Raw genomic sequence first — 12,758 nt, 5'->3', positions numbered from 1 at the left:
TCATATTACCGCGCAGTAAAGTGAAGGTAACTGCAATGGAAAGAAGGATAACTGTGGTCCCTGAAGCACGGGCTGACCGCCCGCCCGCAGCCGAACCGCAAGCTCCCTCCCGCCCCGCAGGCCAACGGTCCGCCCGGCTCCCCCGGGACGAGCGGCGCGCGCAGCTTCTCTCCGCAGCGCAGGAGGTCTTCGTAGCCAACGGTTACCACGGTGCCGCGATGGACGAGATCGCCGAGACGGCGCATGTCAGCAAGCCCGTGCTGTACCAGCACTTCCCCTCCAAGCGCGAGCTGTACCTTGCCCTGTTGGAAAGCCACCTTGCCTCGCTCACCGAGCTGATGCTGGGGGCCCTGAACTCCACCACGGACAACGATGAACGCGTCCAGGCCGTCATGCGCGCCTACTTCCACTTCATTGCCAGCGATGACCAGGCGCACCGCCTGGTGTTCGAATCGGACCTGATCAACGATCCCGATGTCAGCTCGCGGCTGGAAACCTTCAACCGGACGTTTGCCGATGCCATTGCACGGGTGATCGCCGAGGACACCAAACTCCCGCACATCGAAGCCGAGCTTCTGGGCCGGGGCCTGGCCGGGATGGCGCAGGTCAGTGCCCGGTACTGGCTCGAAACGGACGGCAATCTCGACCTCGATGTGGCCAGCGACCTGATCTACCGTTTAGCTTGGCGCGGAATCTCTCGCTTCCCCAAAGAGTCCTAGACTACAAATAAGACATCATCAACCGAATTGACTGGCTGGGAGGCCCCCTTGGAAATTAAGATCGGCGTTCAGAATGTGGGCCGGGAAATCGTGCTGGAATCGACGCAGGACGCGGAGACAGTGGCCAAGGTTGTCGGCCACGCAATCACCGAAGGAAACGAACTGCGGCTGAAGGATGACAAAGGACGCCTGATCATTGTTCCGGGAAATGCCCTGGCATACGTGGAGATCGGTGCTGAAGAGGTCCGGCGCGTAGGTTTCGGCCAGTTCTAGTCCGGCTGCCGGCTCGTTCCTGCAAGGAGATCCATGCTTTCGCTGACCATTGTGGTGCTGGCCACCGTTGCCGCGGGTTTTATTGTCTGGGCCAATGACAGGCGGCATGCCAAGTACGGTGCGGGAGTTGCCGCCGGAGTCGCCGCAGGTGTCGCGGCGTTGACGTGGATCATCCTGATGGCGGCCGGATGTGGCTACCTGCCGGGATTGACCTGGCTGCCGTGGATCCTGCCCGTGGTGCTCGGCACAGCGGCTTCCATCGGTGCCGTTGCCTACCTTGGACGCACCCGTGCGCGCCATGACATGGAGCGGCTTACTGCCATCCTCCGCCGCTGAACAGGCTACAACTGGCTGTGGCCACCACCCTCACGGGGTGGTGGCCACAGCCAGTTAAGGCGTTCAGAGGAACTCGGCGCGGCCTTCCATGGCCGACGACGCCAGGGCGTGTTCGCGGCGCGGGATGCGGCCGGCTGCCTTTGCCATCCGCCCGGCGACCACCGCGTGCTTGAATGCCTCGCCCATTAGGGCGGGGTTCTGGGCCCGGGTGACGGCGGTGGCCAGCAACACGGCGTCGCAGCCCAGCTCCATGGCAAGCGCGGCATCGGAGGCCGTGCCGATGCCGGCGTCCAGGACCACCGGCACCGAAGCGCGGGAAACGATGAGCTCGATGTTGTGCGGGTTCAGGATCCCCAGGCCGGTGCCGATCGGCGCGCCCAGCGGCATCACCGCAGTGGCGCCAAGGTTTTCCAGCCGCAGTGCGAGCACCGGATCATCGTTGGTGTAGGCAAAGACCTTGAAGCCGCGGTTGACCAGTTGTTCGGTTGCCTCCACGAGTTCGACGGCGTCGGGCAGGAGGGTCTGTTCGTCGGCGATGACCTCCAGCTTCACCCAGTCGGTCTCCAGCGCCTCCCGGGCCAGCTCCGCGGTGAGGACGGCGTCCCGGGCCGTGAAGCAGCCGGCGGTGTTGGGCAGCACCCGGATGTTGTGGTCCACGAGCAGCTGGAACAGCGAGCCGGTCTCAGCAGTTGAGTAGCGCCGCATCGCCACTGTTGTCAGGGCGGTCCCGGACGCCAGCAGTGCGGCGCCGAGGCCGTCCAGGCTCGGCGCGCCGCCGGTGCCCATGATCAGCCGGGACGCCAGTTCAACGCCGTCGATCACCAGGGCGTCGCCCGGACCGGCCTGGCCGGCGGGGTTGATGGTGCTGGTTTCGGTCATGGTGTCAGCCTCCCTGTACTGCGGTCACGAGTTCGATGTCGTCGCCGTCTGCGAGCGCCGTGGCGAACCATTGGCTGCGGGGCACCACCTGGGCATTATGCGCGACGGCGACACCCAGCTTCCTGCCATCGGTCGCCTGGCCGTCGGCCGCGAGCGGACGGCCGGTGACCTGGCTGACGAGCACGGTGATGGAAGCGCCGTCCGCTACGGTGTGCGGGTTTCCGTTGAGGATGATGTTCATGCTGTCTCCTTGATGTGGGTGCCAGCGGCCGCCAGTGGCCGCGAGAACCGGTCCGGACTGAACGGCGACCAGCGGGGATCGGCGGTGCCGTCCAGAAGGTCCCGGCAGATGGCCGCTGCCGCGGGGGTGAGCAGGACGCCGTGGCGGAAGAATCCGGTGGCGATAATGAGGCCGGGAATGGGCGCACCGGACCCGTCGGGCACAGGCACCCGACCCAGCAGCGGGGCGTTGTCCGGCGTTCCGGGACGGGCACGGGCTGTGCATTCGAGCAGTTCCAGTTCGGCGACGGCCGGCACCAGCGCCTGGGCGTCCCGGAGCAGTTGGTACACGCCGCCGGCGCTCACGGCGTCGGAGAGCGCATCCTCCCGCTGGGTGGCTCCAATCACCACGGTTCCGTCCTGGCGCGGAACGATATATACGGGAAGCCCGTGGACCATGCCCCGCACCGTCGAGGTCACCAGCGGCCGGAGGTGCTGGGGGACGGCGAGGCGGAGGATGTCCCCGTGCACGGGGCGGAGGGGCAGGCGCAGCCCATCGGGCAGTCCCCCGAGTCCAGGAGCCTGCAGACCGTTGGCCACCACCGTTTCGGTGGCACGGATGGTGCCGCCGCCTGCAAGGCGGACCCCGGCAACCGTTCCGCCTTCCCACAGCAGCCCGGCGGCCCGGTCCTGCACCGCAAAGCCGTCGGCGGCTCCGTCAACCGCAAGTTCGGGGGTCCGGCCAGCGGCACCGGCAAGGGCCAGCCGGAGGGAGGCCACAAGCCGCCGCGGATCCACCTGGTGGTCGGCCGGGGTGTCCAAGGCGCAGGAAATGCCGGGGCTGAGCAGGGGCTCGCGCCGGCGCGCCTCGCGCACGGTAAGGGGTTCCACTTCCAGGCCGTTGGCCCGCTGCACCCCGCGCAGGTCCATCAGCGCCGCGCGGTCGGCGGCGTCGGCACCCACGGCGAGGGTCGGCGTCGTCAGGTATCCGGAATCCGCACCCGTTGCGGCGGCAACGCCGGCAGCGAAGCCTGGCCACAGCGATGATGACTCGAGCATGAGTTCCAGGAGGTCCTCCTCCTGGTAGTGCAGTTCGCTCACCGGTGCCAGCATGCCCGCAGCGGCCCAGCTGGCGCCGCTTCCCGGTGCGTCATCCACCAGTACCACCGACCGCCCGGAGCGCTGCGCCTCCCAGGCGATGCCGTGCCCCACTACTCCCCCGCCGATGACGGCAACGCCGGCATGGATGTGGGGATCTTCGGACCCGGATGAATTGTTGTGGGAAATGCCCATCTGTTTCCTTCCCTACGCCGGCATTAACCGGATCAGGTCAAGCGGTCGGCTCTGACGCCCTCTCAGCCCGGCGCTTTATGACAGCTGCCGCAGGCTCCCGCAGTACCTGCCCAGTTTAGAGGAACTAGGCTTGCACGCATGAATCAGTCCCCCTCATTAATTCCTGCCCTCGACACCGCCCGCCTGTACCTCTGCACGGACGCGCGCCGGGACCGCGGCGACTTCGCGGAGTTCGTGGACGCCGCGTTTGCCGGCGGTGTGGACATCATCCAGCTGCGTGACAAGGGCATCGAAGCCGCGGAGGAACTGGACCTCCTGGCGGTGCTGAAGGAGGCCGCACTGCGGCACGGCAGGCTGTGGGCGGTGAACGACCGGGCGGACATCGCGGTGCTGTCCGGGGCGCCGGTGTTCCATATCGGCCAAAAGGACCTTCCGCTAGCCGCTGCCCGCACCCTGGTCAACGGCAACGCCGCCATCGGGCTCTCCAGCCACACCCCCGGCCAGGTGGACGCCGCCCTCGCCGCCACGGGCGGCCCTTCGGGCCTGGACTACTTCTGCGTTGGCCCGATCTGGGCCACGCCCACCAAACCCGGCCGGGCCGCCGTCGGCCCTGACCTGGTGAAGTACGCCGCCCAAGCCTCAGGCGACGCCGGGGACCCGGTGCCTTGGTTCGCCATTGGGGGCATCGACCACGGCAACGTGCACCAGGTGGTGGAAGCCGGCGCCCGCAGGATCGTCGTGGTCCGCGCGATCACGGAGGCTGCCGATCCTGCCGCCGCAGCGGCCGCCCTGCTCGACGCGCTGGACAGCGCCACGTCCTGAGCCTGCGCTATCGGCGTACTTGGAGATACGCTGAGTTTTGTGTCACACCATCGGCTCGCCCCCAACGTCCACGACCACAAGAATGCCCTTGAGGAAGCGTTGGGTGCGCTCCGGACGGAACTGGAGCTGCCCGGCCCGTACCCGGCAGAAGCCGTCGAAGACGCCGAAGCAGCGGTGGCGTCGCTGCAGCTGCCCTCCTACGACCTGACCGGCGTCGAATTCGTGACCATCGACCCGGCCTCGTCCACGGACCTGGACCAGGCGGTGTTCATCGAACAGGAGGGCACCGGCTACCGGGTGCTGTATGCGATCGCGGACGTGCCGGCATTCGTTGCCCCGGGGGGTCCGCTCGATGCCGAGACGCGCCGCCGGGGCCAGACCTTCTATGCGCCGGACGGCCGCATCCCGCTCCATCCGGAGGTCATCAGCGAGGGGGCCGGCAGCCTGCTGCCCGGCCAGGAATGCTCCGCTTTCGTCTGGCATTTCGTGCTCGACGGCGACGCCGAGGTTTCCTCCGTCGGCGTCAGGCGTGCGCGGGTCCGCAGCCGCGAGAAGCTCAGTTACAAAGGTGCGCAGGCAGCCCTCGACGACGGCAACGCCCACCCCGTGCTGCACCTGCTCCGCGAGGTGGGCCTCAAGCGGGTCCAACTCGAGCGGGCACGCAATGGCGCCAGCCTGAACATGCCGGAGCAGGAGATCGTCCAGTTGCCCGACGGCGGCTTCCGGATTGACGCCGTCCCGCAGCTTCCCGTCGAGGACTGGAATGCGCAGATTTCGCTGATGACCGGCATGGCCGCGGCGCAGATGATGCTTGCCGGCAAGGTGGGCATCCTGCGCACCATGCCCGCGCCGGATGAGCGGTCCCTGCGGCACTTCCGGCTGCAAACCGAGGTGCTGGGCAGGCCGTGGGATGGGGAAATGAGCTACGGCGAGTACCTGCGGTCCCTGGACCCCAGGGACCCGCGCCAACTGGCCATCATGCATTCGGCCGGCATGCTGTTCCGGGGTGCCTCCTATACCGCCTTCGACGGGACCGTCCCGGAAGACGCCGTCCAGTCCGCGATTGGTGCCGCATATGCCCACACCACCGCCCCGTTGCGCCGTCTGGTGGACCGCTTTGTGCTGGTGATTTGTGAGGCGTTGAGCAACGGCGGGGATGTGCCCGCCTGGGCCCGTGAGGCCCTTCCGCTGTTGCCGGGGATCATGGCAGGTTCAGACCAGCTGGCGTCACGGATGGAGCGGCTGGCCCTGGACACGGTGGAGGCCGCGCTCCTGGTGAACCACATCGGGCAGGAGTTCGATGCCATCGTGATCTCCGGCTCCAAGCCGCAAAACGGGAACGGCAACGGGAAGGGCGGGAACGGCAACGGCAGTTCGGGGATCATCCAGGTTGCTGAGCCGGCGGTGACCGCCCGCTGCGCCGGCGAGCTGGAGTCAGGGACCAAGGTCCGGGTCCGGCTGCTGGCTTCGGACATCACGGCGCGGCAGGTCCACTTCGAACTCGTTCCCTAGGCGGTCAGCTGCCACCGTGGTGGTCGGTACCGCGCATGCGCACTGCGACCACCATGCCGGACGCAGCGGTAAGGAGGGCGACGGCGGCAGTGGCGGCGGGTATCCCGAAGGCGTCCGCGAGCACTCCAGACAGCAAGGCACCCACGGCGAATCCGCCGTCGCGCCACAGCCTGTAGATGCCCACGGAGCGTGCCCGCCAGGCGGGATGTGCCACATCCCCAATGGCGGCGAGCAGGGTGGGGTACACCATGGCCGTACCTGCGCCGAGCAGGATGACGGCGGCGAGCCAGGTGCCAAAGTCCGTGCCGGCGGCCACCAACCCCAGCGCTGCGGCTTGAACCAGCATGCCCGCGGTGATCAGGGTTTTCCGCCCGTACCTGTCCGACAGTGCACCGGTGACGAGCTGGCCGGCGCCCCACACAGCCGGATAGACGGCGGCGAGGATGCCGATCTCGCCCAGGCCCAGCCCGGCCGCGGCGAACAGGACCGGGAAGAGGCCCCAGGCCAGGCCGTCATTGAGGTTGTTAACGAGTCCGGCCTGGCTCGCGGCGGAGAGGGAGCGGTCCTTGAAGCTGGTGAGGGCGAACACCTGACCCGTGGTAAGCCCCGAGCCCGCATGACGGTGCGGCCCGGAATGCCGGGCGGCTTCGGTTTTCGCATGGTCGTGGGTCTCCCGCACCGCCAGCACAGTCAGTCCGAGGCCCAGTGCAATGTAGGCGGCGCCGAGGAGGAAGGGTGCGGGGCGAAGGCCGTAGGTGGAGGCGAGGTACCCGGTGGCCAGCGCGGTGACGGCGACGCCCAGGTAACCGGCAGCCTCGTTGAAACCCATGGCGAGGCCGCGCTGCCTGGGGCCGACGAGGTCCATTTTCATGATCACGGCGGTGGACCAGGTGAGGCCCTGGCTGATGCCCAGCAGCACGTTGGCCGCGACAATCCAGCCCCAGGATGGGGCGAGGATGAGCATCAGCGGGACGGGGATCGCCGCAAGCCAGCCCGCCACGAGGACGGGTTTGCGGCCGTGCCGGTCGGACAGGGTGCCTGCGAAGTAGTTAGTCACAGCCTTGGCCAGGCCGAAGGCGAGGATGTACGTCAGCGCCCCGGTGTACAGGTCAAGGTGGAAGGCCTCGGAGGCGAGCAGGGGCAGGACCGTGCGTTCCTGCCCGAGGGTTCCACCTACCAGGGCGTTGACCGCCACCAGAAGCATGAACTGGGCCAGGTTCTCCCGCAGGCCCAATATTGCTCCGGCAGGTCCCGCAGTGTGTTGCGGTGGGTTGCCATGTGGCATCGGGGTGCTCCGTCCTGGTCGTTGGGCATGAGGATGGCCCGGGCGCGCGGGGGACGCGCCCGGGCCGGGAGCCCGGGCAGGAGGGGGGTCCTGCCCGGGCGGTCTTTGGCCGGCTGGCTAGGCGGCGGGGACGCTGTTCTGGAACGCGTTCCATGCGGCGTAGCTGCCGTCGAGTTCGACGACGTCGTACCCGGCGCGGCGCAGGGCGCTGGCGGCTACGGAGTTCCGCACGCCTGACTGGCAGTAGGTGACGATGGTGCCGCCGGCCGGCAGCTCGTCGAGGTGCCACATGACGCGGCCACCGCTGAGCTGGTACGAGCCCGGCACGTGGCCGGCCTTGTGCTCGGTCTTGTTGCGGACGTCCAGGACCATGGCGGCGTCGAAGCCCTCGAGGTCCCCGGGCTGGATCAGCTTGGGGGTGAAGGTGGGCAGCCCCTCGATGCTGGTGAGGTAACCGGCCACGTTGTCGATGCCGACGCGGACCAGGTGGTCCCACATGTCCTGGGCCTGTTCCTGGTTGTTGGCCAGGAGCACCAGGGGGTTCTTGTCGGTTTCGGGGTTGACCACCCAGGCGCCGTAGCTGGCCACGGATTTGCCGGCAGGTACGTTCAGGGACCGGACCACGGTGCCTTCGTGGACCTCGCTGTTGGAGCGGGTGTCGATGAAGGTCAGGGCGTCTTCTGCCAGGCCCTTGGCGACCTCTGCGGTGGCCAGTTCCTTCAGCGGTGCACGCTCGCCCATGACGTCGGGTCCGACGCGGTTTTCGCGCTTCATGCGGCCGAAGTAGGCGTGGGCGTCGGGCTGGCCGTCGAGGAGTTCGTCGATGAAGCCCTGCTCGTCGTTGGCTGCGAGGTAGGGGCCCCACCAGGCGTAGAGGCGTTCGTAGCCGACCGTGGAGGACGGGATGGCGCCCAGGGCCTTGCCGCAGGCGCTGCCGGCGCCGTGGGCCGGGTGGACCTGCACGTAGTCGGGCAGGGTGAGGAACTTGTCGCGCAGGCTGGCGAAGAGCTGCTTGGCGCCCTCGAAGCGGGTGTCGATGCCGCCGGCTGCCTCGTCCAGCAGGTCCGGACGGCCCAGATCTCCGGAGAAGACGAAGTCTCCGGAGAGCAGGTAGCCGGGCTGGTCGCTGAACGCGCCATCGGTGACCAGGAAGGACAGGTGCTCGGGGGTGTGGCCCGGGGTGTGGAGGACCTTGATGCTGATGTTGCCCAGGGTGATGGTGTCGCCGTCGTAGAGCCGCTCGCCCTCGAACCCGTACTGCCAGTCGGGCCCGCCCTCGCCGGAGACGTAGATCTTCGCGCCGGTGGCGGCGGCCAGTTCGCGGGTGCCGGAGAGGTAGTCGGCGTGGATGTGGGTTTCGGTGACTGCCACGATCTTCATGCCGTTCTTCGCGGCAAGGTCCTGGTACACGGCGATGTCACGGCGGCCGTCCACCACGATGGCTTCTCCCTTGGCCTGGCAGCCAATGACATAGCTGGCCTGGGCGAGGTCTTCGTCGTAAATGCGCTCGATAAGCATGTGGTGCTCTCCTTCAGTTGAAAGGGGATGTGGGGTGTTCTGAATCCAGTATAGATACCCCCAGGGGTATCCTGCAAGCGGACTGCGGCCTGGGTGTTTTACCTGTTGGCCAGTCGTTGAAGGAACCTGCGGAGGCGTGCCGGCGCGGCGCCGGGGCCCTGCCTGGGCGGCTCTTCGGGGGCTTGTTGATAGGTGACGGGGTGGCCTCCCCGGTACCACTCCGTGATTCCGCCGGCCACGTTGACCACGGTGTATCCGCGGTCGATGAGGATGCGGGCGGCCTGGCTGCTGCGCTTTCCCGACCCGCATAGCAGGTGGATGGAGGTGTTGGGCAGGTCGTTGAGCCGGGAGGCCAGTTCATCCAGGGGGATGTTCAGGCTGCCCGGCACATGCGCGATGCCGTGTTCCTCCCGGCTCCGGACGTCCACGAGCGTGGCGCGGGGCCACACGGCGGCGAGTTCATCTGCCGTCACTGTGCGGAACGTTCGTTGGCCCGGCACTGGATCAGGCGTGCTGGTGCGCTGCCTCTGCGCGGGCCTTCTCCACGTCCAGGTCCTTCACGGCCTGGATGACTTCCTCCAGGCCGGTGGCGTTGAGGGCTCCGGGCTGTGAGAAGACAAGGGTCTTGTCCTTGAACGCCATCAAGGTGGGGATGGCCGTGATGTTGGCTGCGGCGGCCAGTGCCTGCTCGGCTTCGGTGTCAACCTTGGCGAACGTGATGTCCGGGTGGCGTTCTGCGGCTGCACTGAAAATTGGTGCGAACATGCGGCAGGGGCCGCACCAGGCTGCCCAGAAGTCGACGAAGACGATGTCGTTCTCCTCCAGGGCCTGGGCGAAGGATTGTTCGGTGATGTCGATGGCTGGCATGGTTTGCGTGTCCTTTCGGGCGGGGAGCTTGTTGGTTGCCCCGGGAAGGGCGGGGCGGGCTTAAGCGGTGGGGAGTCCGGCGCGGGTCCAGGCGGTCATGCCGCCGGCCATGGTGTCTGCCTTGTAGCCGACACCATTGAGGGCATCGGCGACGGCGGCGCTGCGGTTTCCGCTGCGGCAGACAGCGATCACGGGCACGGCCGGGTCGAGCTCGCCCAGGCGGGCCTGCAGCTGGCCCATCGGGATATGCACTGCGCCCGGGATCATGCCCTCGGCAACCTCGAAGTCCTCGCGGACGTCCAGGATCCGGGCAGTGGAGCGGCGCTGGTTGGTTTCGGTGATGGTGATTTCAGCCATGGGAGTTCTCCTTTGACATGGGTTTGCGGCTGGTGGGTGGAGCTGGGTTAGCGGACGGGTTCGCCGGCCTGGCGCCAGGCGGCCATGCCGCCGCGCACCGAGTAGGCGTCATATCCCTGGGCGGCAAGGAGCCTCGCCGCCGAAGCGGAGCGCACGCCGGAGGCGCACACGGCGATCACCGGGCGGCTCTTCTGGAGTCCGGCAGTGCCGCCCTGCAGGCGGTCCAGTGGGAGGTGCCTGGCCTGCGGAGCCCTGCCGGTACGCCATTCCTGGGCAGACCTGACGTCGATGAGCGTGGCGCCCGAACCCAGGAGCTCCTTGGCGTCCGCCACTGAAATCGTCTTATAGGGCTTGCTGAAGGCCTTCTTGAGGGAGTCGAGAAGTCCCATGGTGTTCTCCTGTTGGTAGGGGTCAGGCGGTGACGGTGCCGGCGGTGACCCATGCGGCGACGGCGAAGATGAGCACTGCGAATGAGATGCGGATGTGTTTGTCGTGCAGGCGGCGGGCGAGGCGTGCGGCGATGAGGGAGCCGAGGATGGCCGGGACCGCGAAGGCGAGGGTGGTGGCCCAGTCGATGGTGTAGCCGGTGGCATGGGCACTGAAGCCGGCGGCGGAGTTGACCACGATGATCGCCAGGGAGGTTCCGACAGCCTGCTTCATGCGCAGGCCCAGGAAGATGGTGAGCGCTGGGGTGATGAGGAACCCGCCGCCCACGCCGAGCAGGCCGGTGAGGAACCCGACGAGCAGGCCCACGCCTACCGCTTTTGGCGCGCAGGTGCGGAAGGCCCGGTGTGGGCCGGTGCTGCAGGAGCCTTCGGTTTCACGGGGTTTCCTGAGCATCCGGATGCCGGCGGCGACCATGATCGCGGCGAACGCGAGCATCAGGATGTTCGGGTCCAGCAGCCTGCCGACGGCGGCGCCGGCCCAGGCTGCCGGGATGCCGGCCCCGCCGACCAGCGCGATGACGGGCCAGTTCAGGCCTTCCCTGACCCTGGGCAGCAGGGCGGCCAGCGAGGACACGCCGACCACCAACAGTGACGTCGGGATCGCCTGGGCCGGGCTCATGCCCACCCCGTAGACGAGGGCCGGGACGGCGATGATTGACCCGCCGCCGCCCACCACGCCCAGGACGATGCCGACGACGAGCCCCAGGGCCAGGGCAGGGATCATGCCGCTGCGTCCTCGCCGGTGGCCTGCACGGGAAGCTGCAGGATGGCGCTTTCGCGGGTGGGTTCCTTGGCGGCCTTGTTCCACGGCATGGCCGAGAGGGCCTTGCCCATGGCGCAGGTGTTGGTCGCGGCCGAGAACGTCAGCCCGGTGCCGATGGCGCCGGCGAGCATGCGGACCTTGGGTGAGACAAACTTGCCTCCGGCCAGGCCCAGCATTACCAGGGAGCCTGCGGCGAGGCGGACCTGGCGTTCGAGGTCCCAGCGGTCCTTGCCCTTGACCACGCCACCGCCGGCGGCGGCGAAGCCGGGAACCCCGCCGGTGAGCACGTAGGCGGTGTCCAGGCCAACGGTGGCCATGCGCTGGCGGGCCTGCTCGGCGCGGACGCCGGACTGGCAGACCAGGACCACCCGCGAGCCCAGCCGCGCGGCGAGCTCGTCGGTGTGCTCCGACAGCAGCGGCAGCGGCACGTTGTAGGAGCCGCGGATATGCATGGACTCGAATTCGGCGGCCGAACGGACGTCAATCACCACCAGGTCCTGGTGCTCTTTGATCCAGGTCTGCAGCGTCTGGGGAGCGAGTGCGGTCACGGCGGTTGCCTTGGAAGGGGAAGTCATAAGTGGCCTCTCTGGAAGTATCGGGGGAATACCCCACCGAGTATTACAGATACCCCCGGGGGTAGTCAAAACACCCGTGGGGGTATATAGTTGACGCAGGAACTTACCGATGGAGACCCCTCATGGAACTGAACCCCACCGAACTCACCCCCGTGATCAACCGCCTCAAGCGCGCGCAGGGCCAGCTCGCCGCAGTCACCCGGATGCTTGAAGAAGGCCGCGACTGCAAGGACGTCGTCACCCAGCTGGCCGCCGTATCCAAGGCCCTTGACCGCGCCGGCTTCGCCATCATCGCCACCGGGCTGGAGCAGTGCATCGTCCAGAAGGACGAAACCATGGACCGCAAAGACCTGGAAAAGCTCTTCCTCTCCCTCGCCTGAGAGCCAAACTGCCAGACAGCCCAAACCGCCTGACAGCCTGACCCCCAGCGGCCCGAACTGCAGCCCAACCAAGGAGTCTGACATGGGTTACACCAACAGCGTCACCGTCCCCATCGCCTGGGACGAAGCAGTCCAGCGCACCCGCGACGCCCTGGCGGCGGAGGGTTTCGGCATCCTGACGGAAATCAACGTCCGGAACACTTTCCAAGCCAAGCTCGGCGCCGAGGCCGCTGCCGCCGTCGGGGATTACATCATCCTCGGCGCCTGCAACCCCGCCCTCGCCAGCCGTGCCCTGGCGGCCGAACCCGAAATGGGCGCCCTGCTGCCCTGCAACGTCGTGGTCCGGAGGGCCCCGGGCGCGGGCGAAACAACCATCGAGGCCATTGACCCCCAGACCATGGTCCAGCTCAGCGGCGCCCCTTCCGTCAAAGAAGTGGCGGACGACGCCGACGCCCGCCTCCGCCGGGCCCTGGACGCGATCGCGGGGTAGCGACTGCGGCCCTCCGTCCCGCTG

At 67.9% G+C, this 12,758-nt stretch carries 18 protein-coding genes and 1 riboswitch; of the genes, 7 read left to right on the top strand and 11 right to left on the bottom strand.

Going from position 1 to position 12,758, the window contains the following annotated elements; all coding sequences use genetic code 11:
• The first annotated feature begins 53 nt into the window (after positions 1-53).
• Genes AC3IMC_RS04100 through AC3IMC_RS04090 form a run of 3 tightly spaced genes read left to right on the top strand, consistent with a single transcriptional unit; the run spans position 54 to position 1,328 of the window.
• Positions 54-719, top strand: a complete 666-nt coding sequence (locus tag AC3IMC_RS04100) for a TetR/AcrR family transcriptional regulator (protein WP_490917153.1) — start codon at positions 54-56, stop codon at positions 717-719.
• Between the two features lie 48 nt (positions 720-767).
• A complete protein-coding gene (locus tag AC3IMC_RS04095; protein WP_490917152.1) occupies positions 768-992 on the top strand; it encodes a DUF3107 domain-containing protein in 225 nt (74 codons plus the stop codon).
• 33 nt (positions 993-1,025) lie between these two features.
• Positions 1,026-1,328 carry a hypothetical protein gene (locus tag AC3IMC_RS04090; RefSeq protein WP_490917151.1) on the top strand — a complete coding sequence of 101 codons (303 nt, stop codon included), beginning with the start codon at positions 1,026-1,028 and terminating at the stop codon, positions 1,326-1,328.
• Between the two features lie 63 nt (positions 1,329-1,391).
• Here the strand turns inward: AC3IMC_RS04090 and AC3IMC_RS04085 are convergent, their stop codons facing one another.
• The 3 genes from AC3IMC_RS04085 to thiO all read right to left on the bottom strand — a co-directional run bounded on the left by AC3IMC_RS04085 (position 1,392) and on the right by thiO (position 3,719).
• Positions 1,392-2,207: a thiazole synthase gene (locus AC3IMC_RS04085; protein WP_490917150.1), complete on the bottom strand. Its 816-nt coding sequence runs from the start codon at positions 2,205-2,207 to the stop codon at positions 1,392-1,394.
• Positions 2,208-2,211: 4 nt separating this feature from the next.
• The gene (thiS, locus tag AC3IMC_RS04080; RefSeq protein ID WP_490917149.1) at positions 2,212-2,448 is read right to left on the bottom strand and encodes a sulfur carrier protein ThiS; all 237 of its coding nucleotides are present in this window, start codon (positions 2,446-2,448) and stop codon (positions 2,212-2,214) included.
• The gene (thiO, locus tag AC3IMC_RS04075; protein ID WP_490917148.1) at positions 2,445-3,719 is read right to left on the bottom strand and encodes a glycine oxidase ThiO; all 1,275 of its coding nucleotides are present in this window, start codon (positions 3,717-3,719) and stop codon (positions 2,445-2,447) included. The genes thiS and thiO overlap by 4 nt, the downstream gene beginning before the upstream one ends.
• Positions 3,712-3,830, bottom strand: a riboswitch (TPP riboswitch). It overlaps the preceding gene by 8 nt.
• A gap of 27 nt (positions 3,831-3,857) precedes the next feature.
• On the opposite strand from thiO, the gene thiE reads away from it, so the two are divergent.
• Both thiE and AC3IMC_RS04065 read left to right on the top strand, forming a co-directional pair.
• Positions 3,858-4,541 (top strand): thiamine phosphate synthase, encoded by a 684-nt coding sequence (gene thiE / locus AC3IMC_RS04070; protein WP_490917147.1) that lies wholly within the window; start codon positions 3,858-3,860, stop codon positions 4,539-4,541.
• A gap of 39 nt (positions 4,542-4,580) precedes the next feature.
• Positions 4,581-6,053: an RNB domain-containing ribonuclease gene (locus AC3IMC_RS04065; protein WP_490917146.1), complete on the top strand. Its 1,473-nt coding sequence runs from the start codon at positions 4,581-4,583 to the stop codon at positions 6,051-6,053.
• Positions 6,054-6,057: 4 nt separating this feature from the next.
• Here AC3IMC_RS04065 and AC3IMC_RS04060 read toward each other — a convergent pair whose 3' ends face one another.
• The 8 genes from AC3IMC_RS04060 to AC3IMC_RS04025 all read right to left on the bottom strand — a co-directional run bounded on the left by AC3IMC_RS04060 (position 6,058) and on the right by AC3IMC_RS04025 (position 11,864).
• A complete protein-coding gene (locus AC3IMC_RS04060) occupies positions 6,058-7,338 on the bottom strand; it encodes an MFS transporter (RefSeq protein ID WP_490917145.1) in 1,281 nt (426 codons plus the stop codon).
• Positions 7,339-7,455: 117 nt separating this feature from the next.
• Positions 7,456-8,856, bottom strand: a complete 1,401-nt coding sequence (locus AC3IMC_RS04055) for an MBL fold metallo-hydrolase (RefSeq protein WP_490917144.1) — start codon at positions 8,854-8,856, stop codon at positions 7,456-7,458.
• A 98-nt stretch (positions 8,857-8,954) separates the two neighbouring features.
• Positions 8,955-9,329, bottom strand: coding sequence for a rhodanese-like domain-containing protein (locus tag AC3IMC_RS04050; RefSeq protein ID WP_490917143.1), 375 nt, complete (start codon positions 9,327-9,329; stop codon positions 8,955-8,957).
• A gap of 31 nt (positions 9,330-9,360) precedes the next feature.
• Positions 9,361-9,723 (bottom strand): thioredoxin, encoded by a 363-nt coding sequence (gene trxA / locus AC3IMC_RS04045; RefSeq protein WP_490917142.1) that lies wholly within the window; start codon positions 9,721-9,723, stop codon positions 9,361-9,363.
• A 60-nt stretch (positions 9,724-9,783) separates the two neighbouring features.
• Positions 9,784-10,080: a rhodanese-like domain-containing protein gene (locus AC3IMC_RS04040; protein WP_490917141.1), complete on the bottom strand. Its 297-nt coding sequence runs from the start codon at positions 10,078-10,080 to the stop codon at positions 9,784-9,786.
• A 47-nt stretch (positions 10,081-10,127) separates the two neighbouring features.
• Positions 10,128-10,469 carry a rhodanese-like domain-containing protein gene (locus tag AC3IMC_RS04035; RefSeq protein ID WP_490917140.1) on the bottom strand — a complete coding sequence of 114 codons (342 nt, stop codon included), beginning with the start codon at positions 10,467-10,469 and terminating at the stop codon, positions 10,128-10,130.
• A 22-nt stretch (positions 10,470-10,491) separates the two neighbouring features.
• Positions 10,492-11,250 (bottom strand): sulfite exporter TauE/SafE family protein, encoded by a 759-nt coding sequence (locus AC3IMC_RS04030; protein ID WP_490917139.1) that lies wholly within the window; start codon positions 11,248-11,250, stop codon positions 10,492-10,494.
• Positions 11,247-11,864 (bottom strand): rhodanese-like domain-containing protein, encoded by a 618-nt coding sequence (locus AC3IMC_RS04025; protein ID WP_490917138.1) that lies wholly within the window; start codon positions 11,862-11,864, stop codon positions 11,247-11,249. The genes AC3IMC_RS04030 and AC3IMC_RS04025 overlap by 4 nt, the downstream gene beginning before the upstream one ends.
• A 122-nt stretch (positions 11,865-11,986) precedes the next feature.
• Between AC3IMC_RS04025 and AC3IMC_RS04020 the strand changes: the two genes are divergently transcribed.
• Positions 11,987-12,244: a metal-sensitive transcriptional regulator gene (locus tag AC3IMC_RS04020; protein WP_043452296.1), complete on the top strand. Its 258-nt coding sequence runs from the start codon at positions 11,987-11,989 to the stop codon at positions 12,242-12,244.
• Positions 12,245-12,326: 82 nt separating this feature from the next.
• Complete coding sequence (locus AC3IMC_RS04015) at positions 12,327-12,734, top strand: DUF302 domain-containing protein (protein WP_490917137.1); 408 nt, start codon at positions 12,327-12,329, stop codon at positions 12,732-12,734.
• Positions 12,735-12,758 lie beyond the last annotated feature (24 nt).

This window comes from Arthrobacter sp. E70 (genome assembly GCF_058266945.1).
Note: the sequence above shows the minus strand (reverse complement) of the source record. Positions and strands in the feature narration are given on the sequence as shown.

Excerpts from the sequence above, each read along its gene's own strand:
- AC3IMC_RS04090 (WP_490917151.1), top strand. The coding sequence starts at position 1,026 with ATGCTTTCGCTGACCATTGTGGTGCTGGCCACCGTTGCCGCGGGTTTT.
- AC3IMC_RS04085 (WP_490917150.1), bottom strand. The coding sequence starts at position 2,207 with ATGACCGAAACCAGCACCATCAACCCCGCCGGCCAGGCCGGTCCGGGC.
- thiS (WP_490917149.1), bottom strand. The coding sequence starts at position 2,448 with ATGAACATCATCCTCAACGGAAACCCGCACACCGTAGCGGACGGCGCT.
- thiO (WP_490917148.1), bottom strand. The coding sequence starts at position 3,719 with ATGGGCATTTCCCACAACAATTCATCCGGGTCCGAAGATCCCCACATC.
- thiE (WP_490917147.1), top strand. The coding sequence starts at position 3,858 with ATGAATCAGTCCCCCTCATTAATTCCTGCCCTCGACACCGCCCGCCTG.
- AC3IMC_RS04060 (WP_490917145.1), bottom strand. The coding sequence starts at position 7,338 with ATGCCACATGGCAACCCACCGCAACACACTGCGGGACCTGCCGGAGCA.
- AC3IMC_RS04055 (WP_490917144.1), bottom strand. The coding sequence starts at position 8,856 with ATGCTTATCGAGCGCATTTACGACGAAGACCTCGCCCAGGCCAGCTAT.
- trxA (WP_490917142.1), bottom strand. The coding sequence starts at position 9,723 with ATGCCAGCCATCGACATCACCGAACAATCCTTCGCCCAGGCCCTGGAG.
- AC3IMC_RS04040 (WP_490917141.1), bottom strand. The coding sequence starts at position 10,080 with ATGGCTGAAATCACCATCACCGAAACCAACCAGCGCCGCTCCACTGCC.
- AC3IMC_RS04035 (WP_490917140.1), bottom strand. The coding sequence starts at position 10,469 with ATGGGACTTCTCGACTCCCTCAAGAAGGCCTTCAGCAAGCCCTATAAG.
- AC3IMC_RS04030 (WP_490917139.1), bottom strand. The coding sequence starts at position 11,250 with ATGATCCCTGCCCTGGCCCTGGGGCTCGTCGTCGGCATCGTCCTGGGC.
- AC3IMC_RS04025 (WP_490917138.1), bottom strand. The coding sequence starts at position 11,864 with ATGACTTCCCCTTCCAAGGCAACCGCCGTGACCGCACTCGCTCCCCAG.
- AC3IMC_RS04020 (WP_043452296.1), top strand. The coding sequence starts at position 11,987 with ATGGAACTGAACCCCACCGAACTCACCCCCGTGATCAACCGCCTCAAG.
- AC3IMC_RS04015 (WP_490917137.1), top strand. The coding sequence starts at position 12,327 with ATGGGTTACACCAACAGCGTCACCGTCCCCATCGCCTGGGACGAAGCA.